This is a genomic window from Novosphingobium sp. BL-S-32 (genome assembly GCF_056857055.1).
Genome location: NZ_CM166476.1, coordinates 558,500 through 581,848, shown reverse-complemented (window position 1 = coordinate 581,848; position 23,349 = coordinate 558,500). Strand labels below are relative to the sequence as shown.

General features: G+C 62.1%; 19 protein-coding genes. 14 read left to right on the top strand and 5 right to left on the bottom strand.

What is annotated here, in order from left to right; all coding sequences use genetic code 11:
• Positions 1-126: 126 nt before the first annotated feature.
• Positions 127-594, bottom strand: coding sequence for an SRPBCC family protein (locus AC1VVK_RS02755; RefSeq protein WP_482904284.1), 468 nt, complete (start codon positions 592-594; stop codon positions 127-129).
• A gap of 48 nt (positions 595-642) precedes the next feature.
• Between AC1VVK_RS02755 and AC1VVK_RS02750 the strand changes: the two genes are divergently transcribed.
• Positions 643-1,008 carry an ArsR/SmtB family transcription factor gene (locus AC1VVK_RS02750; RefSeq protein ID WP_482904283.1) on the top strand — a complete coding sequence of 122 codons (366 nt, stop codon included), beginning with the start codon at positions 643-645 and terminating at the stop codon, positions 1,006-1,008.
• Here the strand turns inward: AC1VVK_RS02750 and AC1VVK_RS02745 are convergent.
• Complete coding sequence (locus AC1VVK_RS02745) at positions 1,000-1,476, bottom strand: GNAT family N-acetyltransferase (RefSeq protein WP_482904282.1); 477 nt, start codon at positions 1,474-1,476, stop codon at positions 1,000-1,002. The genes AC1VVK_RS02750 and AC1VVK_RS02745 overlap by 9 nt on opposite strands.
• A 7-nt stretch (positions 1,477-1,483) precedes the next feature.
• On the bottom strand, positions 1,484-2,353 hold the full coding sequence (panB, locus tag AC1VVK_RS02740; RefSeq protein WP_482904281.1) for a 3-methyl-2-oxobutanoate hydroxymethyltransferase: 870 nt from the start codon (positions 2,351-2,353) through the stop codon (positions 1,484-1,486).
• Between the two features lie 186 nt (positions 2,354-2,539).
• On the opposite strand from panB, the gene AC1VVK_RS02735 reads away from it, so the two are divergent.
• The 3 genes from AC1VVK_RS02735 to AC1VVK_RS02725 all read left to right on the top strand — a co-directional run bounded on the left by AC1VVK_RS02735 (position 2,540) and on the right by AC1VVK_RS02725 (position 5,282).
• The gene (locus AC1VVK_RS02735) at positions 2,540-4,105 is read left to right on the top strand and encodes an amino acid permease (RefSeq protein WP_132385790.1); all 1,566 of its coding nucleotides are present in this window, start codon (positions 2,540-2,542) and stop codon (positions 4,103-4,105) included.
• Between the two features lie 216 nt (positions 4,106-4,321).
• Positions 4,322-4,519 carry a hypothetical protein gene (locus tag AC1VVK_RS02730; protein ID WP_482904280.1) on the top strand — a complete coding sequence of 66 codons (198 nt, stop codon included), beginning with the start codon at positions 4,322-4,324 and terminating at the stop codon, positions 4,517-4,519.
• A gap of 43 nt (positions 4,520-4,562) precedes the next feature.
• The gene (locus tag AC1VVK_RS02725; RefSeq protein WP_482904279.1) at positions 4,563-5,282 is read left to right on the top strand and encodes an extensin-like domain-containing protein; all 720 of its coding nucleotides are present in this window, start codon (positions 4,563-4,565) and stop codon (positions 5,280-5,282) included.
• A gap of 40 nt (positions 5,283-5,322) precedes the next feature.
• On the opposite strand, the gene AC1VVK_RS02720 is transcribed toward AC1VVK_RS02725, so the two are convergent.
• Positions 5,323-6,504: an acetate/propionate family kinase gene (locus AC1VVK_RS02720; RefSeq protein WP_482904278.1), complete on the bottom strand. Its 1,182-nt coding sequence runs from the start codon at positions 6,502-6,504 to the stop codon at positions 5,323-5,325.
• Between the two features lie 97 nt (positions 6,505-6,601).
• On the bottom strand, positions 6,602-7,549 hold the full coding sequence (locus tag AC1VVK_RS02715) for a phosphate acetyltransferase (RefSeq protein WP_482904277.1): 948 nt from the start codon (positions 7,547-7,549) through the stop codon (positions 6,602-6,604).
• A 539-nt stretch (positions 7,550-8,088) separates the two neighbouring features.
• Between AC1VVK_RS02715 and AC1VVK_RS02710 the strand changes: the two genes are divergently transcribed.
• The 10 genes from AC1VVK_RS02710 (at position 8,089) to ppk2 (ending at position 23,330) form a co-directional block, all read left to right on the top strand.
• Positions 8,089-9,636 (top strand): L-serine ammonia-lyase, encoded by a 1,548-nt coding sequence (locus tag AC1VVK_RS02710; protein WP_482904276.1) that lies wholly within the window; start codon positions 8,089-8,091, stop codon positions 9,634-9,636.
• Positions 9,637-9,643: 7 nt separating this feature from the next.
• Complete coding sequence (locus AC1VVK_RS02705) at positions 9,644-10,933, top strand: MFS transporter (RefSeq protein WP_482904275.1); 1,290 nt, start codon at positions 9,644-9,646, stop codon at positions 10,931-10,933.
• A 25-nt stretch (positions 10,934-10,958) separates the two neighbouring features.
• Positions 10,959-13,229: a formate C-acetyltransferase gene (gene pflB, locus AC1VVK_RS02700; protein WP_482904274.1), complete on the top strand. Its 2,271-nt coding sequence runs from the start codon at positions 10,959-10,961 to the stop codon at positions 13,227-13,229.
• A gap of 94 nt (positions 13,230-13,323) precedes the next feature.
• Positions 13,324-14,076 carry a pyruvate formate-lyase-activating protein gene (gene pflA, locus AC1VVK_RS02695; protein WP_482904273.1) on the top strand — a complete coding sequence of 251 codons (753 nt, stop codon included), beginning with the start codon at positions 13,324-13,326 and terminating at the stop codon, positions 14,074-14,076.
• A gap of 220 nt (positions 14,077-14,296) precedes the next feature.
• Positions 14,297-15,328: an HlyD family secretion protein gene (locus AC1VVK_RS02690; RefSeq protein ID WP_482904272.1), complete on the top strand. Its 1,032-nt coding sequence runs from the start codon at positions 14,297-14,299 to the stop codon at positions 15,326-15,328.
• Positions 15,329-15,354: 26 nt separating this feature from the next.
• Positions 15,355-18,126, top strand: coding sequence for a ribosome-associated ATPase/putative transporter RbbA (rbbA, locus tag AC1VVK_RS02685; protein WP_482904271.1), 2,772 nt, complete (start codon positions 15,355-15,357; stop codon positions 18,124-18,126).
• A 72-nt stretch (positions 18,127-18,198) separates the two neighbouring features.
• Positions 18,199-19,257: an ABC transporter permease gene (locus tag AC1VVK_RS02680; protein WP_482904270.1), complete on the top strand. Its 1,059-nt coding sequence runs from the start codon at positions 18,199-18,201 to the stop codon at positions 19,255-19,257.
• A gap of 8 nt (positions 19,258-19,265) precedes the next feature.
• On the top strand, positions 19,266-20,735 hold the full coding sequence (locus AC1VVK_RS02675) for an efflux transporter outer membrane subunit (RefSeq protein WP_482904269.1): 1,470 nt from the start codon (positions 19,266-19,268) through the stop codon (positions 20,733-20,735).
• Between the two features lie 67 nt (positions 20,736-20,802).
• On the top strand, positions 20,803-22,476 hold the full coding sequence (locus AC1VVK_RS02670) for a SulP family inorganic anion transporter (protein ID WP_482904268.1): 1,674 nt from the start codon (positions 20,803-20,805) through the stop codon (positions 22,474-22,476).
• Positions 22,477-22,505: 29 nt separating this feature from the next.
• Positions 22,506-23,330 carry a polyphosphate kinase 2 gene (gene ppk2 / locus AC1VVK_RS02665; RefSeq protein WP_482904267.1) on the top strand — a complete coding sequence of 275 codons (825 nt, stop codon included), beginning with the start codon at positions 22,506-22,508 and terminating at the stop codon, positions 23,328-23,330.
• The last annotated feature ends 19 nt before the right edge of the window (positions 23,331-23,349 follow it).

Here is a 23,349-nt window from a genome sequence, read left to right as displayed (position 1 = left end):
TTTTAGATCGCGAAGTGGGGGAGGCAAGGGGCGGTGCTTGTCTGCGGGGCCTTCGACAGGCTCAGGCTGAGCGGGATTGGGAAGTGGTTTGGGGTCTGCGGGTTCCGGGGCGCTGCGGATGTGCCCCTATTTATAGAAGCCTTCGCGCAAGTTTATCCCGTGTTCCAGCCACGCTTTCATCGCTGCCAGCATCCCGGTCCAGCCTTCGCAATTGCCGTAGGAGGCCTTGATACCTTCCGGCGTGTCCAGCCAGCCTTCCTCGGAGATCTGGACGCGCGTGCGGCCATCGTCGAGCGCTTCGAACGTCATGGTCACGAGCGTCCGATGTGTGCCGTCCGCGCCTGCCGGAACCGCGCTCTTGTCGCCGTCCCAGCGCAGGACGATGCGCTTGTCCTTCTCGACCTCGACCACATGGACGGGGAAGGCGCCGGGGAAATCGTGGAAATCCCAGGTGACGACGGCACCCGTCTCAAGCCGGCCTTTCGCGCCGCCGGTGGTGAAGAATTCGGATAGCGTGTCAGGGTTCGCGACGGCTTCGAAAACCTCTCCGACAGGCTTTGCGATCCGGCCTCCGACAGTGAACTTCGGCGTCATGGCTCGACTCCCTTGCAGGTCGATCCGATTATGTTATGATTTTGTAACATGTCAACCGACGATCAAGACGACGCGCTGTTCAAGGCGCTCGGGCACCGGGTGCGGCGGCGCATGCTGGACGTGCTGAAGGAACGCGCCTCCACGACCGGCGAACTCTGCGCGTTGATGCCCGAACTCGATCGCTGCACGGTGATGCAGCATCTCAAAGTACTGGAGCAGGCCGGGGTGCTGATCGTCGAGCGGCGCGGGCGAGAGCGGTGGAACCATCTCGACGCGCTGCCGATCCATGCGATTCACGAGCGCTGGATCGGCCCCTACGCCGCTTATGCCGTGTCGATGCTCAGCCGCCTCAACCGTATCGTCGGCGAGCCGGAAAGTCCCGGCGTGGCACCCGATATAGAAGCATCACGCTGAGATAAAATCAAGCACCATGAACTGGTTATGGGGGCTTTCTGCGTAGTCCGCGAAAGGCGGGCACGAGGTGAAGCCACCCTTGCGGTAGAGCGCGATGGCCGGTTGGTGCAGCTCTGCCGTGCCGGTTTCCAGATAGAGCCGCGCATAGCCACGCGCACGGGCTTCGGAGATCACATGATCGAGCAGGGCACGCCCGACGCCGGTTCCCCGCGCTTCGGGCGCCGCGCGCATCGATTTTACTTCGCCTTCGCCGTCGCCCAGATCCTTGAGCGCGGCGAAACCGGCAAGCAGGTCCCCGCGCCAGGCCGTCCAGAAGGTCACTTCCGGTGCCGAAAGGCCGCTGGAATCGAGCGCGAAGGCATGCTCGCCCATGACCGAGGCCAGCTCGGAAAGGTGATGGGTGAGCAAGTCGGCGACATAGGGCGCCGTCGGATCGTCGATCCGCAGGGTGAGCGTTGCCGTGACCATGATCGGGTTACTTCGGCTGATAGGTCTGTTCGACGCCGGGGAAAGTGCGGGCGCGCACTTCCTCGGCATATTTGGCTGCCGCCTCGGATACCAGCGTGGCCATGTCGGCATAGCGCTTCACGAAGCGGGGCACGCGGTCGAACATGCCCAGCATGTCCTCGGCCACCAGCACTTGTCCGTCGCACTGCGCCGAAGCGCCGATGCCGATCACGGGCACTTCAAGGCTCTGCGTGAGCGCGACCGCGATCGGTTCCACCACGCCTTCGACGACAACCGAGAAGGCGCCCGAATCCGCCACGGCCTTGCCGTCGGAGATGATCTTGGCGTGCTCTTCCTGGCTGCGTCCGCGGGCGCCGTAGCCGCCCAGCGCGTTCACGGCCTGCGGGGTGAGGCCGATGTGCGCCATCACCGGAATGCCGCGGCTGGTCAGGAAGGCGATGGTTTCCGCCATGGCGACGCCGCCCTCCAGCTTGACTCCGGCGCAGCCCGTCTCGGCCATGAGCCGCGCGGCCGAGGCGAAGGCCTGCTGCGGGCTTTCCTCGTAGGAACCGAAAGGCATGTCCACGATGACCAGCGAGTGATAACTGCCGCGCACCACGGCGGCACCATGGGCGATCATCATGTCCAGCGTGACGGGCAGGGTGGAGGGCAGGCCATAGATGACCTGCGCCAGCGAATCCCCCACCAGCAGAATGTCGCAATGTTCGTCCAACAGTTGTGCCTGCCGGGCAGTATAGGCCGTTAGCATGACCAGCGGCTCGGCGGTCAGGCCGCCGGATTTGCGGCGCTGAATGGCAGGAACCGTCAGGCGCTTCATCGGTGCCGGAGTGGGATTGGCGCGGCTGGTCGCGGTGTCGAGCTGGAAGGTCGTGGACATGGCTCGGGCTTTTAGCGGGCTCGTCCGTGCTCGGTAAACCCCATTAGCTCGATGTCTTCGGCACAGCCCGGAACTGGCCCCATTATGCGGTCCAGATACAGCAAAACTGGGGAACCAAGCGCGTTATCGCTTGCGATGTTCGGGCATGGCGCTAGCGTCGCCGCCATACAAGAACTCGGGGGTCCAATAATGTTCGGACGCGTAAAACCGCTCGACGCCATTCTGGCGACGGCGGAAAAGAAATCTCTTCACCGGTCGCTCGGACCCGTGCAGCTGACGCTTCTGGGTGTCGGCGCAATCATCGGCACCGGTATTTTCGTTCTCACTGCCGCGGCGGCCCAGAAGGCCGGGCCCGGCATGATGTGGAGCTTCGTGATCGCCGGCGTCGTCTGCGCCGTGGCGGCACTGTGCTATTCGGAACTGGCCTCGATGGTGCCGGTTTCGGGTTCTGCCTACACATACAGCTATGCCGTCGTCGGCGAATTGTTGGCCTGGATGGTCGGCTGGGCACTGATCTTGGAATATGCGGTTGCCGCATCGGCCGTTTCGGTCGGCTGGTCGGGCTATTTCATGGGCCTGCTCAAGAGTTTGACAGGGTTCCAGTTACCCGAATTGTTATCGGCGGGGCCCAGCTGGTCGCTCACCGGCGTTGATTTCAGCCACGGCATCATCAACGTCCCCGCCATCTTCGTGGCGCTGGCGGTGACGGCGCTGCTGGTGATCGGCACCAAGGAAAGCGCCACTTTCAACGCAATCCTCGTCGCCATCAAGGTCGCCGCGCTTACGATGTTCATCGCGCTGACCCTGCCGGTGTTGAAAGTCGAACATTTCGAGCCTTTCACGCCCAACGGCTGGTTCGGCCCGGCGGGTAGCAGCGGCATGGGCGTCTTCGGCGCCGCCGCTTCGATCTTCTTTGCCTATGTCGGCTTTGACGCGGTTTCCACCGCGGCTGAGGAAACCAAGAACCCGCAGCGCAACGTGCCGATCGGCCTGATCGGCAGCCTTGCGATCTGCACCGTGTTCTACCTGCTCGTCGCCGGCGGCGCGATCGGTGCCGTTGGCGCGCAGCCGACCGCAGCGGGCATTCAGCCCGGCTCGCCCGAGTTCGCCGCACAGTGCGCCGCACTCGCCAAGCAGGGCGCAACGCCGCTGGTCTGCTCGAACGAGGCGCTGGCCCAGGTTCTCCGCTCGATCAACTACACCCGCGCGGGCGACCTCATCGGTCTGGCCGCCAACCTTGCGCTTCCCTCGGTCATCCTGATGATGCTCTACGGTCAGACCCGTATCTTCTTCGTGATGGCGCGCGACGGACTGCTTCCCGAGAAGCTGGCGACCGTCCACCCCAAGTGGAAGACGCCGCACATCGTGACCATGATTACCGGCGTCTTCGTGGCGATTGCCGCTGCGCTGCTGCCGGTAGGCCAGCTTGCCGACATCTCGAACTCGGGCACGCTCTTCGCGTTCCTGATGGTCTCGGTGGCCGTGCTGATCCTGCGAGTGCGCGATCCCAAGCGCGTCCGTCCCTTCCGCACCCCGCTGGTGTGGGTGGTGGCGCCCTTCGCGATCATCGGCTGCGTGGTGCTGTTCTTCAACCTGCCGGTTGAAGCGATGCTGGTGCTTCCGGTCTGGGGCGGCATCGGCCTCGTCGTCTACTTCGCTTACGGTTACCGCAAGAGCCATGTCGGCCGCGGTATCGTCGAGACCCACGAGGAAGACTTCGACGCTCCGCCGCAGCCGCTTCCTCCGCACTGAGGCAGGGCTTCGCGAAAACAGGAAAGGGGGCTTCGCGCCCCCTTTTTTGTTGCCTTGTGTGCACAGGTTGTCCCTCGATTATCCCCGTATTTTCCTCTGGTTTTCCCGTAGTTGTCCACAATGCGACAATCGTTTTAATCGGCCGTGCCGGTAGCACGAAATTTACCAATTGATGCGAGACTCCCGGCAAGGCACAGTCAAACCAGGTCTATCGTCATGGCAATCATCAAGGCGTTGATCCCGGCTTTCCTGCTTACAGGGGTCGTATCGCTGATCATCGGATCGCAAGGCTCGCGCGGGGGAGCGCTCACGATCACGCATACCCTCTACCAGGGGCACGAGTTCTATTGGTCCTGGCCGTTGTTCCTCGGCGCCACCGGACTGGCCTGGGCGATCTTTTCGATGCTCGAATAAGCCGATGCGCGGAGCGAAGGGGAGGTGCGGGCGTTGATGCGGCATGATCTTTCCCATCGACCGCGTGGCGATGTCGCTCATTCTGCTTGCCTGTCTCGGGCTGGCGACGGCGGACTGGCTGCACGACCATCCCGGAAACAATCCCTGGGCGCCGCTGACGCTGGCTGAACGTCCGGGTTGGGCGACCAGCCGCAAGCTGGCGGCGCTGCGCGTCGACCCCGCCGCCTGTCAGTCTTTCCTCCTGCGCAGCGATTTTCCCGGCGAGGCCCTCCCGCCGGTGGGCGAAGGTGCCTGTCGTCGGGCCGACCGGCGGATGCTCGGATTCCCCGGCCCGATGGCGCTCGCTCTCAAGCCTCGGCATGCGGAGGGAACCTGCGCGCTGGACATGGGTCTGGCGTGGTGGCTGCGGCACGGCGTCCAGCCCCATGCGGAAGTGATCTACGGCAGTCCCGTGGTGCGGATCGAGCATCTTGGCACGGTGAACTGCCGGCGCATCGGCAACGGCGATACCGGCAACTGGAGCGAGCACGCCACCGGCAATGCCATTGACGTGGCGGCCTTCGTGCTGGCCAATGGACGGCGAATAGAGGTCCGGCGCGACTGGAAGGGCGGCATCGACGACGCGGTCTTCCTCCATGCCGTTCGGGACGTGGCCTGCAAGAGTTTCGCGACCGTGCTTTCGCCGGACTACAATGCCGCGCACGCCGATCATCTGCATCTCGATCAGGCGAACCGCGTGGGTGGCTGGCGGGCCTGTCATTAGTCCGGGGCGACAGGAGGAGCGCGACCCCGGCGTCGGTGGATCAGGTGTTCATTCCCAACACATCCAGCGTGTGCTCCGCGATCATCCGTTCTTCATCGGTTGCGATCACCCAGGCTTCGACCGCCGCTCCTTCAGGACTGATTTTGTCCTCGCCGCGCTGGTTGGCGTGCGGATCCGCGGAGAGACCAAGCCATCCGCATTGGGCCAGAACCTCGGACCGGGTGCAACTGTCATGCTCGCCGATGCCGGCGGTGAAGACTAGGGCGTCCAGCCCGCCCAGGGCAGCCGCCATCGAACCAATCTCGCGAACGATGCGATAGACGAAAAGGCCAGTGGCTTCGCCCGCTTCGGGCGCATCTGATTCCCGCAAGGTGCGCATGTCCGAGGATATGCCAGAGACGCCGAGGAGCCCGGATTCCTTGTAAATGAGGCGCTCGATCGCTCGGGCATCCATGCCCTTTTCATCCATGAGCCAGATCAGGACGCCAGGATCGATGCTGCCGCAGCGGGTGCCCATCATGAGGCCTTCGACCGCAGTGAAGCCCATGGTGCTGGCAATGCTCTTGCCGTCGCGGATCGCGCAAAGGCTGGCCCCGTTGCCTAGATGCGCGACCACGACCCGCGCTTTCGTGAGATGCGGCGCAACATCGGCAATGCGTCGGGCGATGAATTCGTAGGACAGCCCGTGGAAGCCATATCGCAGCACGCCCTCGGCGGTGAGTGCGCGTGGTATGGCGTAGCGTCGTGCCTGCGCCGGTTGCGTGGCGTGGAAGGCGGTATCGAAGCAGGCTACTTGCGGAATTTCGGGCACTTCGTCCCGCAAGGTGCGGACGGGCGCAAGGTTGTGGGGCTGGTGCAATGGGGCGAGCGGGATCAGCGCCTCCAACTGCGTGATGACCTCGGAATCGATCCGTACCGGAGCGGCGTAGTGCGTTCCGCCATGGACTACGCGATGGCCGACGGCTGCCAGGGTGTGGCCGGCCAGCCGCTCGCGCACTTCGGACACGATGGCGCGTGTGCCGATCCCATGGTCGAAGCCTTGCGGATCGAAATCCTGGGTCCCCGCGACGGCGCCGTCCGGCCCCTTCACTATCAGTTTCGGGGCGACTCCGATGGCTTCCACCTGACCTCGAAGCAGCGAGGAGAGGCCTTTTGCGATATCGTAGACGGCGAATTTGATACTGGACGAGCCCGCGTTGAGAACGGCAACAACGGAAGTCATGCCCGATCCTCTCTTTCAAGTGACGATATTCGGCCCATCCCGGGCGCATGAACGGCACGGCAGGCGTTCCGATCCGGCGCCGGCCCGACCTCGCGGCTCATAACGCGCTGATAGCTTTCGCCTGTGCTTCGCGGGCATGTTGGGCGACAAGCGATGCCACCGCACAACTCGCCCGGCGGGCGAGGGTGCTATCCGCCCGGCTCGTCAGAATGACGGGCACTCTTGCTCCCAGCACAATGCCGGCGGCATCCGCACCGGCAAGGAACGTAAGGCTCTTGGCCAGCATGTTCCCCGCTTCGAGATCGGGCACGATCAGGACGTTCGCCCTCCCGGCCACGGGCGAGGAGATTTTTTTGATTCGCGCTGCTTCCGGGTCGATCGCGTTGTCGAGCGCCAGTGGGCCATCGAGGGTTCCTCCGGTGATCTGGCCGCGATCCGCCATCTTGCACAATGCGGCCGCCTCGATCGTGCTGGGCACGTTGGGATTGATGGTTTCCATCGCCGAAAGGATGGCCACTCTGGCTTCCGCACGAAGCGCGTGACAAAGGTCGATGGCATTCTGGACGATGTGGACCTTTGCCTCGAGGTTCGGGGCAATGTTCACGGCGGCGTCGGTGATGATCAGGGCGTCGTCATGGCCGGGGACGTCCATGACGAAGCAGTGGCTGATACGGCGTTCGGTGCGAATGCCGGTGTCGCGCGCAACCACTGCGGACATCACCTCGTCGGTGTGGAGGCTGCCTTTCATCAGGGCCTCTGCCCTGCCTTCTCGCACAAGCTCTACCGCCTTGCAGGCGGAGTCATGACTGTGCTCGGAGGCGACTACCGGGTAGCCGGCGATATCGATGCCATGCTCTTTGGCAACGGACATCAACTTGTCGGGCGGGGCAACGAGTATTGGTTGAATGAGGCCAAGCTGTGCGGCTTCGACAGTCGAACTCAACGAAACTTCGTCGCAAGGATGAACAACAGCAGTCGGCAGCGGTGGGGCGCTGCGGGCAATCTCAAGAAGCCGCTTGTAGCGGGCATGCGTTTCGCCGCTCATGCAGATTGTCCTTGTCTTTCTTGTCGTTCTTCAGGGCGCTGGTCTTTGTCGCAGTTCCGTAGAGCGGCAAAAGCGTGTCGTGATTGAGAAACGTAAGTCGGTTCACAATTCCAACTTGCTCTTGAATGGACTCATTATGAATCGTGTAATTTTTCTTAAAATCGATGTATAGTATGGTCACTAAAAGACTCACTCAACTCGGCAATTGTCCGTCATTGGAATCATGGTTTGACCGGATTGCAATGACAGTATGGGTTAGTAACTTAACTATCTTAAGGATTATATTTCATAGTTGATCGCGAGTTTCTTCCTTTGGTGGGAAGTTGGTGGCGACCATGACGCTGTAATATCTATAAAATGTCGAATTCTGCGAAGCTGGCAATGCGTGATTGGCCTTCCGACGTGCCTTTCGCGCCCGATTGTCGAGTTTGCTTTTGATTCCGGTGGCTCACACGGAGGAGGGAGTTATGGCCGACGCTCGCTTGGAACTGGGTGACTCTGGCAGCATCCGTAAGGTCATTAGGCGCGAAGATTTCGCCGTGACCCGGATCGATGTACCCGAAGGGTGCGACCGTCGTGCGTTCATCGTGCGCTCCGCCCTGGCCACCGCTATTGCCGCCCTGACCGGTAACCCGGTCGCTTCGTTCGCGCAGGCCGTCGCAGCCTCCCCGATGTCGGGAATGAGCCCGAACCTTGAAGTGGTAAGGCGCTCCAAGGGGCCGGTGATGACGACGGTGGACGAGATGTACAAGGTCGGCCCCGGGCCGTCTTCATCCCACACCATTGGGCCGATGCGGATCACCTATGACTTTTACCAGCGTGCCATCAAGCTGCCGCCGGACCAGTTGAACCAGGCGACGGCGCTGAAGGTCCACCTTTACGGCAGCCTCAGTGCCACGGGGAAAGGCCACGGTACCGAGCGTGCGTCGCTGGCCGGGCTTGTCGGCAAGGAGCCGGCAACCATCGACCCGGCTTTCCTCGACGATCTTGCCGCCAATCCGAACCAGTCGTTTGACGTGAAGCTCGGGCCGAAGACGATCAAGGCTTCGCTGGCGGACGTCACTTTCGATGAAGTTAAGGGGGACTGGCCACATCCCAACACCATGACCTGCAAGCTGCTAGCGAACGACAAGGTCCTGCTCGAGCAGGAGTATTACTCGGTCGGCGGCGGGTTCATTGAATGGAAGGGCTATACTCCGCCTAAAAAGGGCGCGCCCAAGTATCCCTATTCGACGATGGCTGAAGTGCTGGAGCACACCCGGACGGCCAATATTTCCATCGGCCAACTCGCCATGGCGAACGAGATCGCGGTCTCCGGCAAGTCTGAGACCGAGATCAATGCCTATCTCGACAAGATCCTTGGCGCCATGCGGGCGACGGTAAAGACCGGCATTGCCGCGCCGATGTCGGTGCTGCCGGGGCCGATAAAGCTCAAGACCAAGGCGCACGATGTCTATACGCGGGCCAATCAGGCAGAATTGACGTCCACCCAGAGGGCCATCGCGCTGGTCTCGGCTTTCGCACTGGCGGGCTCGGAAGAGAACGCTCGCGGGCATCTTGTGATCACTGCCCCGACGGGGGGATCGGCAGGAGTCATGCCCGCAGTGGTGGTTTCGCTCGGGCCCGAGGGCACGAAGCTGACCGACGATGCGCTGCGGCGGGGTCTGCTGGCCGGCGCGCTGGTGGGCTATCTCGGCAAGCACAATGCCACTCTGTCGGGTGCCGAGGGCGGTTGCCAGGCAGAGATCGGAGTCGCCTCCGCCATGAGCGCCGCGCTGATTGCGGAAGCTTATGGAGAGCCTCCACAAGTCGTTGCCAATGCGGCGGAATCCGCACTCGAACATCACCTGGGCATGACCTGCGACCCTGTAGCGGGTTTCGTCCAGATCCCCTGTATCGAACGCTGTGCCTTCGGCGCGGTCAAGGCATGGACGGCCTACATGATCACCAAGAACGAAATTCCGGCGAACCGCCGTGTCGACTTCGATACGACAGTCGCGGCGATGGCGCTCACCGCGAAGGAGATGAACAGCAAGTACAAGGAAACCTCCGAAGGCGGCCTCGCCGTTTCGCTGGTATTGTGCTGAGCGGGCGATGGCGCAGAAGGCCGCCCAGACCGCAACGGGCACGGGAGCAACGGGCCTGGCCATAAGCGCCTGGCTCGTCGCATCCGTTTTCTACTTCTACCAGTACATCCTTCGCTCCGCGCCGGCCGTGATGGTCCCCCAGTTGACCGAGGCCTTCGGACTGTCGGCAGGCGGTCTCGCCGCCATGCTTGGCCTGCTGTACTACGGCTATTCGCCGTTCAGCCTCGTTGCCGGCGTGGCGATGGACCAGTTCGGCCCTCGGAAGGTGGTGCCGTTCGGGGCGGCCTGCGTCGCTATCGGCTCGCTCATGTTCGCGAGCGGCGATCCGGCGATCGCAAGTGTGGGCCGGTTTCTCCAAGGCGCGGGCGGTGTCTTTGCGCTGATCGGCGCGGCCTTTATCGCGACCACCCGCTTTCCCGCCGCGCGCGCCGCAACCCTGATTGGCGTTACGCAGATGTTCGGCATGGCGGGCGGATCGGCGGGACAATTCGCTGTAGGGCCGGCGATCGCCGCAGGGCTTCGTTGGCAGACGTTCTGGATTGGCATGGCGGTCGCCGGGCTGGTGATCGCGGTCCTTCTGTTCGCTTTGCTGCCCGAAACGGCGGCGAAGGCGCCGGGCGAGGGTTCGAGCGTCAGTTGGGTGCGCAAGGCCCTGTCGGCGCTGGGCGCGGTCTTTTCCAATCCGCAGTCATGGCTCTGCGGGCTGATTGCCGGCCTCATGTTCATTCCGACAACGATCTTCGACATGACCTGGGGGGTGCGCTTCCTGGAGGAAGGGCATGATATCCCTTATGCCGAAGCAGTCATGCGCTCGGCCTCGGTGCCGTTGGGCTGGATCATCGGCTGCCCACTGATGGGCTGGCTGTCGGACCAACTGGGCAAGCGGCGGCCCGTGATCATTGCCTGCGCGGCAGTGCTGCTCGTCACGCTGATCGTCATCCTCCATGCACCGCACGGGGCCGTGCCGCCAATGACGCTGGGACTGATCGCCGGCATCGCATCCGGTGCCGCTATGATCCCTTACACGGTCATCAAGGAAGCCAACCTGCCGCAACACAGCGGTACGGCTACCGGCGTCGTCAATTTCATCAATTTTTCCTTTTCGGCCCTGCTTGGCCCGGTTTTCGGCGCGCTGCTCACGCGGGCGAGCGGGGGCGGCGAGCGGGAGCTCGGCCACTATCAGATAGCCTTTGAACCGCTGATCTACGGAGTTGGCATCGCGATCCTGCTTGCCTTCGTTCTCAAGGAGACGGGCAAGGGGAGGCGGCCCGATCGGGCTGCCGTGCGGGCGGATTGACAGCCTCGGCGACGGGAGACAAGTCTTGGCAACGCAACAGAAATCGACGCAGCACGGAGCAACGGTGCCGGGGCCCGACAATCCCTGGGCGGGGTTCGAGGCCGGTTTGTGGCAGCGCGAGATCAACGTCCGCGCGTTCATCCTCAAGCATGTGACGCCGTATTACGACGGGGAAGACTTTCTCGCCGGCCCGACACCCCGGACCACGGCAATCTGGGATAAGCTTTCCGCCCTGTTCGTCGAGGAGCGGAAGAAGGGCGTGCTGGACGTCTCCCACATTCCCAGTTCCATCACGGCGCATGAACCCGGCTACATCGACAGGGACCGGGAGATCATCGTCGGCTTGCAGACCGATGCACCGCTGAAGCGGGCGATCATGCCCAACGGCGGGTTCCGGCTGGTCGTCGCCGCATTGGAGGCCTTCGGCTACGAGCCGAAGCCCGATGTGGTCGAAACTTTCACGAAGTACCGCAAGACGCACAATGATGCCGTCTTCGACGCCTATACGGAAGACGTCCGGAAGTGCCGTTCCTCGCACATCCTGACCGGCTTGCCCGATGCCTATGGCCGTGGCCGCATCATTGGCGACTACCGCCGGGTAGCGCTTTATGGCGTTGATCGGCTTGTCCAGGTCAAGCAGACCGAAAAGGCCGAACTCGACCGCAAACCGTCGCTCGATGACGTGATCCGCGACCGCGAGGAACTTGCCGAACAGATCCGCGCCTTGGGTGAACTGAAGGAGATGGCGGCCAAGTACGGATTCGACATCTCCCGTCCGGCGGCCTCCGCGCGGGAAGCGGTGCAGTGGCTCTATTTCGGCTACCTTGCCGGCGTGAAGGAACAGAACGGCGCCGCCATGTCGCTGGGCCGGACATCCACGTTCCTCGACATCTATTTCGAGCGCGATCTCGCTGCGGGACTCCTCACCGAAGAGCAGGCGCAGGAGATCATCGACGATTTCGTCATCAAGCTTCGCATCGTCCGTTTCCTGCGCACGCCGGAATATGACGAACTCTTCGCAGGCGATCCGACCTGGGTGACCGAGAGCATTGGCGGGATGACGGATGACGGCCGGCCGCTGGTGACGAAAACGAGCTTCCGTTTTCTGCAGACGCTCTACAATCTCGGCCCGGCGCCGGAGCCCAACCTGACCATCTGGTATTCGCCCGCGCTTCCCGAACCGTTCCGGCGCTTCACCGCCAAGGTTTCGATCGACACCTCCTCCATCCAGTTCGAGAACGACGCGACCATGCGCGGGGCCTGGGGCGACGACGGCGCGATCGCCTGCTGCGTTTCCCCAATGGCGGTCGGCAAGCAGATGCAGTTCTTCGGCGCCCGCGCCAACCTTGCGAAGTGCCTGCTCTATGCCATCAACGGGGGACGGGACGAAGTCTCGGGCAAGCAGATCGGCCCCGCATTGCCGCCGCTTACGGACGACACGCTCGATTTCGACACCGTGGTCGAACGTCTCGAAACGATGATGGACTGGCTGGCCGGAACTTACGTCAGCGCCATGAACGTCATCCACTACATGCATGACAAGTACGCCTACGAGCGGATCGAGATGGCGCTGCACGACTATGATCCGTTGCGGACCATGGCCTTCGGCATCGCCGGAATGTCGGTGGTGGCCGACAGCCTGTCCGCCATCCGCTATGGCGCCGTAAAGCCGATCCGTGACGACACCGGACTGATCGTTGATTACGAGACGACGGGCGATTTCCCGAAATTCGGCAACAACGACAACCGGGTAGACCACATGGCGGCCTGGCTGGTTTCCACGTTCATGAGGAAACTGCGCCGCTATCCGACATATCGGAATGCGCTGCACACCCAGTCAGTCCTGACCATCACGTCCAACGTGGTCTACGGCAAGGCCACCGGGCACACGCCTGATGGCCGGCGGCAGGGTGAGCCTTTTGCTCCGGGCGCCAATCCCATGCATGGGCGCGATAGTCATGGCATCCACGCCTCGGCCGCATCGGTCGCGAAAATCCCCTATCGCGACGCGGCAGACGGCATTTCCCTGACCACCACTCTGGTGCCGACCGGCCTCGGGGCGACGCTCGACGATCGCATCACCAACCTGACCGCGATCCTCGACGCCTACTTCGGGGCAACCGGCTATCACATGAATGTGAACGTGCTCAATCGCGAAACGCTGATCGATGCGATGGATCATCCCGAGAAATATCCGAGTCTTACCATTCGGGTGTCCGGTTACGCGGTCAATTTCGTGCGACTGACGAGGGAGCAGCAGACGGACGTCATCAACCGTACGTTCCACGGCGAATGACATGGTGCCGCGCGATCTCGCCGAGACAGTCCTTACCGCGAACAGTCCCTACGACATGCGTCTGGCACAAGGAGAACGCGTGCCCGAAGACGAGATGCGCGAGGCGCTGGCGTCCGGAGATCTCGGCTTCCTGCACAGCTTTACCACGGGCTCCGCAGTGGACGGTCCCGGTTTGCGGGTGGTCGCATGGACCACAGCCTGCATGTTCCGCTGCGCCTATTGCCACAACCCGGATACCTGGACGCTGCGCAACGGCATCCCTGTCACCATCGGTCAGGCCACTGCTTTTCTGCGCAAATATGCGCGTGGCCTTAAAGTGATGAAAGGAGGCTTCACGCTTTCGGGCGGGGAGCCGCTGCTGCAACCGCGCTTCGCGGTGAAGCTGTTCGCGGCGGCAAAGGACATGGGGATCCACACCGCCGTGGAGACCAACGGTTTCAATGGCGAAAAGCTTACGGACGAAGAGTTGAATCTCATCGACCTCGTCATCCTCGACATGAAGGCCATGTCTCCGGCCCAGCACAAGCGCGTCACCGGGCTGGAGGACAACGCACCGGTCCTTGAATTCGCCCGGCGGCTGGCCGCGCACAAGCGACCGATGTGGCTGCGCTACGTTCTCGTCCCCGGCCTGACCGACATGGTGCAAGAAATACAGGGCGTCGCCGAATTCGCGGCCTCTCTAGGCGTAGTCGAACGCGTGGAAGTTCTGCCGTTCCACCAAATGGGCCGATACAAGTGGGACCGCCTCTCCATCCCCTATTCGCTGGCCGACACGGCCACTCCGTCGCTTGCTCAAGTTGATGCCGCAGCGAATATTTTTCGCGGTTTCGGCCTTTGGGATGTCTAAATACAATCACCGATAAAAATACAAAATTTCACCTATTTGAAGTCCCGGTACAAAACGTAAAATAGCTTACAATTCCAGAGCTATGTCAGAAGAGTACAGGCTTTTCTGGCGTATTCTTGTTGTGGGGTATGTGTCCATGTCGAGAAAGAAGATCGGAATCATTGCTATTCTGGCTTTGGTCATCGTCGCGGCGGCGTGGTTCTTCCTGAGAAAGCCTGGAATGCCGGCAGGATTTGCGTCCGGAAACGGCAGGCTGGAAGCGACCGACTATTATATTTCCGCAAAGCGCGCAGGGCGAATTAAGGAAGTTCTGGTCGACGAGGGCGATACGGTCGAGGCCGGCCAGATAATCGCCCGCATGGACACCGAGGAATTGGAGGCCGCGGTCCGGGAGGCGCAGGCCAAGATCGCTCAGGCCGAGGCCCAGAAGCAGGTCGCGATCGCCAACAAGGGCTATGCCGCCGCGCAGGTTGCGGTGCACCAGGCCGACTATCAGTACGCCCGCAGCACCCACACCCGCTCGCAAGGGCTGGTCAAGCAGGGCGCTGTCTCCGAACAGGAAGCGGAAGTCGATCTGGCCCGTCAGTCCGCAACCGGCGCTGAAGTCGTCGGCGCGAAGGCGCAGGTCACGCAGGCCCAGTCACAAGTCGCGGCAGCCGATGCGGAAATTCTTGCCGGGCGCGCGCAGGTAGATCGCCTTCAGGCCGAAATCCGTGACGCGGTGCTCACTGCTCCGATCCGCGGACGTGTCGAACGCCGCATTGCGCAGCCGGGTGAAGTGCTTGCCTCGGGTGGGCGCGTATTGTCGGTCCTCGATCTTTCCGATGTGTTTATGTACATCTTCCTGCCGACAGAAGTTGCCGGCAAGGTGGCCATGGGCAGCGAGGCGCGCATCGTGCTCGACGCGGCGCCGAACAACCCGATCCGCGCGACCGTATCGTTCGTTTCGCCCGAGGCGCAGTTCACGCCCAAGACTGTCGAAACGGCCGAAGAGCGCTTCAACCTCACGTTCCGCGTCAAGCTGCAGATAGACAAGGAGCGGCTGCGCGAGTTCGAACCGCTGGTGAAATCGGGCATTCCGGGCATGGGCTACGTCCGCACCGATCCGAACGCGGCCTGGCCTGAATCCCTGACCCCGAGAGGCGCGCCCAACTGGGCCAAGACAGGAACGCCCCGCCCGGCAGGAACTCCTCGTCCGGCAGGGACTGGCGCCGGCTCGACAGGAGCGGCTGGGAGCGGGGCTGGCAAATGAGCCTCGTCGTCTCTGACGCACCTTGCGTGAGTATCCGGGATGTCACGCATCGATACGGCAAGACCGTATCGCTTGACCGGGTGAGCCTCGACATCCCGTCGGGCCGCATGATCGGCATGATCGGGCCGGACGGCGTCGGGAAATCCACCCTGCTTGCAATCGCGGCGGGCGTGCGCAAGCTGCAGGAAGGGACGGCAACTGTCCTGGGCGGCAATATCGACGATCCGGCGTTTCGCAACAGCGTGGCCTCGGGCATCGCATATTTGCCGCAAGGTCTCGGCAAGAACCTGTACCCGACACTGTCGATTTTCGAGAACGTGGACTTCTTCGGCCGCCTGTTCGGGCAGTCGGCCAATGAGCGCGCCATGCGCATCGATGACCTGCTGCAATCAACGGACCTCGAGCCTTTTCGCCACCGCCCGGCAGGCAAGCTTTCGGGCGGCATGAAGCAAAAGCTCGGCCTGTGCTGCTCGCTGATCCATGACCCCGATCTGCTGATCCTCGATGAGCCCACCACCGGCGTCGACCCACTCGCCCGGCGGCAATTCTGGGAGCTGATCGATCGTATCCGCCTGCGCCGGCCGCAGATGAGCGTCATCGTCGCCACTGCCTACATGGACGAAGCGCAGGGCTTCGACTGGCTGGTGGCGATGAATGCCGGCAATGTCCTGGCTACCGGTACGCCGACGGAGATCTTCGAGCGTACGGGCTGCGACAATCTCGAAAAGGCGTTCATCAGGCTGCTGCCCGAGGAAGCCACTCGCGGCCACAAGGAGCCTGTCATAACGCCGCTGGTGAAGCGCTCCGATGTGCCGGCGATCGAAGCCACGGGACTGACCCAGAAGTTCGGCGATTTCACAGCTGTCGATCATGTGAACTTCAGCATCGAGCAGGGTGAGATATTCGGATTCCTGGGGTCGAACGGCTGCGGAAAGACCACCACGATGAAGATGCTGACCGGCCTGCTGCCGCCCTCGGAGGGCGTGGCCAAGCTGTTCGGCAAGGAAGTGAAGGGTGGCGATCTCGACTCCCGCCGCCGGGTCGGCTTCATGAGCCAGGCCTTCTCGCTCTATACCGAACTTACCATTCGCCAGAACCTGCTGCTTCATGCCCGGTTGTTCGACATGCCGGACGAAAAGGGCAGGGCGCGCGTGGAAGAGATCATCCGCGACTTCGGGCTGCAGGAAGAGGCTGACACGCTGGCGGAAGCCCTTCCGCTCGGCATCAGGCAGCGCCTGTCGCTGGGCGTGGCGGTCCTGCACGAGCCGGAAGTCCTGATCCTCGACGAGCCCACCAGCGGCGTCGATCCGGTCGCCCGCGACGGGTTCTGGGAGCTGCTGATCCGCCTCTCCCGGGAAAACGGCGTAACGATCTTCCTCTCCACGCACTTCATGAACGAGGCGGAGCGTTGCGACCGGATGTCGATGATGCACCGAGGTACGGTCCTGGCGCAGGGCCCTCCCGCTGAACTGGTCAGGGAGCGTAACGCTTCGACGCTGGAAGAAGCCTTCATCGGCTATCTCGAAGATGCGGCGGCGGACCTCAAGGCCGAGGAAGCGAAGGCAAGCACGGTCAGTGCCGAACTGAAGGTCGAGGAAGACGCGTTGCAGGCTGAGCCTGCGCTCATGCAGCCCGGAGAACTGCCGGAAAGCCACGCCAGCAAGCGGGCAGGGCGCTTCACGTTTGCGCGCGTCTGGGCCTTCGCACGGCGCGAGGCGATCGAGATCGGGCATGACAGCGTGCGGCTCACTTTCTCGATCCTCGGGCCCATATTGCTGATGATCGTTTTCGGCTTCGGCATCACGCTGGATGTCGAAAACCTTACCTTTGCGGTGCTCGACAACGACCAGACGCCGACCAGCCGCATCTATTCCGATGCCTTCCGCGGATCGTCCTATTTCGACGAGCGGCGTCCCATTCGGAACTACGATGAAGTCGATCGGCGGCTCCGCAATGGCGAACTGCGCTTCGTCATCGAAATCCCGCCCGGTTTCGAGCAGGCATTGGAGCGTGGGGGGCAGCCGCGCGTGCTTGCATACCTTGACGGCGCCAACGCCTTCCGCGCCGAAACGTCGAGAGGCTATATCGAGGCCGCCCATCGCCGCGTCGAAGGGCAATTGCGGCGGCAGTTCGGCATCCCGCCTGCCCAAAAACCCATGAATATCGACGTGCGCGCGCTCTACAACCAGTCGTTCGAGAGCGTCTACGCGATGGTGCCGGGCAATATCATGCTGTTGCTCATGCTCATCCCCAGCATGCTCACGGCCCTGTCGGTCGTGCGCGAGAAGGAGCTGGGTTCGATCGCCAATTTCTACGCCGCACCGGCGACGCGCGGCGAGTTTCTTCTGGGCAAGCAGCTTCCCTATGCATTTATTGCCCTAGTTCAGTTCCTGACCCTGGTGCTTATTGCAGTAATCATATTTGGAGTGCCGATAAAGGGCAGCGTGTCGACCCTGTTGGTTGGCGGAGTGCTGTTCGTTCTGGCGTCTACCGGATTCGGTTTGCTGATATCGGTCTTCGCCAGCACCCAAACCGCCGCCATCTTTGCCGCAGCCATTATCGCGATCCTTCCGGCGGTGCAGTTCTCTGGCATTTTCGTGCCCGTTTCCTCGCTGACGGGAGGGGCCTCGATTGCGTCCTTCATCTTCCCGAGTACCTATTTCCAGGCAGTGAGTGTCGGCACGTTCACCAAGGCGCTGGGCTGGGCGGCGCTATGGCGCAGCGTTGCCGCGCTGGGCATCATTGCCGTGACATTTTTCAGCCTTTCGGTTCTTCTTCTGAAGAAGCAGGAGGCTTGAGCCATGCAAAAGCTGCGGCACATCTTCCATCTTGGCGTAAAGGAACTGATCAGCCTGTTCAGCGATCCGGTATTGCTGTTCCTGATCGCCTACAGCTTCACCTTTTCCATATACACGCCGTCCAAGAGCGCGGTGATGGAAGTCAAGAACGCGTCGATCGCGATAGTCGACGAGGACAACAGCGCGGTCGCGCGGGCCATTGCGGATGCGATGCTGCCGCCGCTGTTCTTGCCCCCGCACCAATTGCCCTTTGGCGAGATCAACCGGGCGATGGACGCGGGCAAATATACCTTTGTGGTCGTCGTGCCGTCGGGCTTCGAGGCCGATCTGCAACGTGATGCCCAGCCAACGCTGCAGGTCATCTCCGATGCGACGGCGATGGCCCAGGCAGGGCGTGGTCCGTCCTACATCGAACAGATCGCCAATCGCGCCGTCGAGCCGTACTGGCCGCAAGCAGGCCGTGCCGAGAACCAGCCGCTGGTCGGGCTGGAGACCCGCGCCCGCTTCAATCCAAATCTTGAGCAAGGCTGGTTTGTCGCGGTCAACCAGATCATCAACAACATCTCTGTCCTGGCAATCTTCCTGTGCGGCGCCGCCGTGCTGCGCGAACGCGAGCACGGCAACATCGAACACCTTCTGGTGATGCCGCTCGATTCCTTCGAGATCATGTTCGCCAAGATCTGGGCCAACGGGCTTGTGGTGATCGTCGTTGTCATGGCCTCGCTGTTCCTTGTCGTCAAAGGCATGCTCGGAGTGCCCATCAGCGGGTCGCTCCTGCTCTTCATGATGGGGCTGACGATCTATCTTTTTGCAGTCACGGCGCTGGGCATCATGCTGGCGACGATCGTCAATTCCATGCCGCAATTCGGCCTGCTGGCCTTTCCCACATTCATCAGCATGACCTTGCTCTCGGGCGGTCAGACCCCGCTCGAATCGATGCCGTCGTGGCTCCAGACGGTGATGCAATTCGTGCCATCGACGCACTTCGTCAGCTTTTCGCAGGCGGTGCTGTTCCGGAATGCGTCCTTCGGGATGGTGTTGCCCGACATGCTCAAAATGTTCGCAATCGGCAGTGTCTTCACCGTCTACACTCTGTCTCGTTTTCGCAAGATGCTGGCAGCCATCAAATGAGGCGAATCATGCGCATAACGGTCGTATCCCGCTTCGCCCTTGTCGCAGGTTCTGCGATCTTGCTGGCGTCGTGTACGCAGGGTCCCGATTATCACCGGCCAGAGGTAGCGACGCCGCCCCAGTTCCGGTCGCCCGTGGCTTTGCAGGACGCAAGTTCCATTGCCGACGCGCCATGGTGGGAGGTGTTCAACGACCCGGTCCTGCAAGACCTGATCAATCGATCGCTGAAGGCCAATCCGGATATCGCCGTGGCCGCGGCCCGGGTGGAGGAGGCGCGCGCCATGGTTGGCGTGGCCAAGTCGGAGGCCGCCCCGCAGGTCAATTACAACGCCGGCATCGCCGCCGAACAGACTTTCATTCCTCTTCCCAACGCGCCGACCGAGGCGCGGTACTGGGGCTGGAAGGCGGGCCTTTCGGCAGCCTGGGAACTGGACATCTGGGGGCGTATCAAGCGGTCCACCGAAGCGGCGCAAGCCAACATGTTTGCCGAAGAGGAAGTCCAGCGCGGCGTGCTGCTGTCGCTCGTGACCGATGTTGCTTCCAACTATTTTCAGCTGCTTGCGCTAGATCGCCAGCTCAAGATCGCCGAGAGCAGCGCCAGTGTGTATGGCGAGAACGTCAACTTCTTTACGCTGCGTTTCAATGCCGGGCGCGACACCAAGTTGCCGGTGGAGCGTTCGCAGGCGAACTACGCGCACAGTCAGAACAGCATCGCCGAACTCAAACGGCAAATTGCCGTGCAGGAAAATGCCATAGCGGTCCTGATCGGGGGCTATCCCGATAACATTCCGCGCGGACCCGCGCTCGACGAACAGGTGCTGCCGGAAGTGCCGGTGGGTGCGACCACAGTGCTCCTTCAGCGCCGTCCCGATATACGGCGGGCCGAGCAGATGATGATCTCCGCCAATGCGCAAGTCGGTGTTGCTGCGGCCAATTTCTTCCCGCGCATCGGTCTGGGTGCCTTTTTCGGCGGACAGGGCCTCAATTTCGAGAACTCCGTCAACGCGACTTTCGCGGTGTGGAACGTCGCCGGCGCGATCAGCGGTCCGCTGCTGGACGGCGGCAAACTGCGTTCCGAAAAGAAGAACCGTGAAGCCTATTGGGACGAGATGGTCGCCAACTATCGCAAGACGATCCTGACCAGTTTCCAGGAGACGTCGGACGCGCTCTATTCCAAGCGGGCGGCCGCCGACCGGCGGGCCGCGCTGGAACTTCAGGTCGCTGCGCTCCAGCGGGCGGTAGACCTTTCCATGGTGCGCTTCCGCGCGGGCCGCGCGAACTATTTCGAGGTGATGGAGGCCGAGCAGCAACTGTTCCCCGCCCAATATGCCCTCGTGGAAGCACGGCGCGATCAGCTGGTGACGGTCGTCGCGCTGTACAAGGCGCTTGGCGGAGGCTGGCAGTTGGCCCCCGATCAATGGAGCAACGGGGCGGCGGTGACTCCCGCCTCCGCAACCACGGGACCGGCCGGCAAGTGATCCGGGAGAGGGGAATGGCCTGCGTTACGGGGAGGCAGGCGCATTCATGACCTAAGGATTCAATCCCATGGCGCTGGCCCGGCAGTTACCCATCGCGCAGACACTGGGAAGCTACCGTGCCTCCTGGATTGGCAAGGATGTCTCGGCGGGGCTGGCGATCGCCATGGTCGGTCTGCCGAGCGCGATCGCCTATCCAGCCATAGCCGGACTCCCGCCCGTGACGGGACTATATGCCAGTATCTTCGCGGCCATCGGCTATGCGCTTGTCGGACCCTCCGATCGTCTGATTACGGGCCCGGATGCGCCGACCATGATGATGCTGGCCGCCGTCTTTGCCGCGCTGGGCAATGGCCCGCCGGATGGGCGCGTCGTGCTGGCAGCCGCAATTGCCGTGATGGTGGGCATCTATTCCTTCATCGCGCGCCTGCTGCATCTGGATCTTGTGGCGAACTTCCTGTCGCGGCCGATCCTGATGGGCTTCATGACCGGCATTTCGCTGTCGATCCTCGTCGGTCAGATTGGGCGCATTACCGGTTTGACGATCGAATCCGATGGGCTGCTCCGTCCGATACTGGAGCTGGCAAACAAGGCCGCCGACATCCACTTGCCGTCCTTGTTTCTGGGCCTTGGGATGCTCGTCCTTCTCCTGCTCATAAAGCGCCTGCGGTCGCCCGTGCCGGGGCCGGTCATTGTCGTCATACTGGCCGGCGCACTGTCGTTCTTCTTCGACCTGAAATCGGAAGGCATCCGCGTCGTCGGTGCGGTTCCGAGTTCGCTGCCGCAATTCAGGATTCCCTGGTCGATCCCGATTCCGCTCAACCAGTTTCTTGCCGACAGCCTGGCCGTCTGGCTCGTCAGTTTCAGTGCCGGCATCGTGACAGCCCGCGCATTCGGCATTCAGGCGGGCTATCGGGTCGATGCCAACAAGGAACTGGGCGGATTTGCGGCGGCCAATGTCGCCGCCGGGATGTTCGGCGGATTTCCCGTCACATCCTCTGATTCGCGCACTGCGATCAACTTTTCGGTCGGGGCAAGGACAAGGATCGCCGGGTTGGTGTCTGCCTTCGTTCTGCTGGTGATCCTAGTCTATCTGAACGACCTGCTCCGCTTGATCCCGATCCCGGCGCTGGGCGCGATACTGGCCGCGGCTGCGCTGTCCCTCATGGATTTGAGCGGCCTGTCCCACCTCTGGCGAGTCAGCCGTTCGGAATTCCTGTTCGCGGTGATCGGGCTGATCGCTCCCGTCCTCTTCGGTGTGCTGAATGGCGTGACGATAGCCATAGGCGCGACCCTCGCCTACCTGCTCTATCGCAGCATGAACCCCCGAGCCGTCCTGCTTGGCCGGATCAGCGGGGAATCCGGCTTTCACAAGCTGCACCGCTTCAAAAAGGCGCGGGCCGTCCCCGGACTGACCGTCTGCCTGCTCCAGGGCAGCCTTCTGTTCTACAATTCCGATCATGTCCGCAGCGAGATAGAAGCGTTCGCCGAACAGGCCGGTGAACCTGTTCGATGGCTGATACTTGATGCCGGCTCCATTCCACACATGGATACGACTGCTGCGGCGATGCTGACGGAGATCAGTGGCGATCTTGCCTCGCGCGGCATCCGGTTCGGCATCGCTGACCTGCATCACGAATGCCTGAAACTTCTCGAAGCGGCCGATACCATCGACGCCATGGGGCGCGACATGGTTTTCGATAATCTTGAAGACATGTTCGAGGCATTCATGGCCTCGAAATAACCCGGTCAACCCGCAGCAAGGTAAGGATCATGGGCAAAAAGGACAAGCAATCGACGGGAATCGGTGCTGATATGGGCGAGCGCCTGAAGCGCAAGGACTATGAAAAGGAACTTCGCAAGCTTCAGGTCGAACTCTGCCATTTGCAGGAGTGGATCAAGGCTACGAACTATCGTGGGATCGTGGTGTTCGAAGGGCGGGATGCCGCAGGAAAAGGCGGCACGATCAAGGCGATCACCGAACGGGTGAGCCCCCGCGTGTTCCGCGTCGTCGCGCTGCCGACGCCATCGGAGCGGCAGAAATCGCAGATGTTCATGCAGCGGTATATCGAACATTTCCCGGCAGCCGGCGAAATCGTCATATTCGATCGCAGTTGGTACAATCGCGCGGGCGTCGAACGGGTCATGGGTTTTTGCACGAAACACCAGACAAAGCGTTTTCTGGAAGGGTGCTCCGAAATAGAGAATTATATTATCGAGGGCGGCATCCAGCTTATAAAATTCTGGCTCGAAGTCGGCATGGAGGAGCAGACCCGGCGCTTCCAGGCCAGAATTGACGATCCTATTCGGCAGTGGAAGCTAAGCCCGATGGATATCAAATCCTACGACCGCTGGTACGAATATTCGAAGGCTCGGGATGACATGCTCGAAGCAACCGATACGCCGATTTCCCCATGGAATATCGTCCGAACGGACGAAAAACGCAGGGGTAGGCTGAATCTCATCAGCCATCTCCTCAAGCTCATCCCCTATGAGCAGATCCACAAGGAAAAGATCAAGCTGCCCGAGCGATCGGACAAGCATGCCTATGACGATCAGGCCACCCTGATCGGTCGCCGTTTCGTGCCGGAGCGGTGAGGGGCTGCTTCAGGCGCGC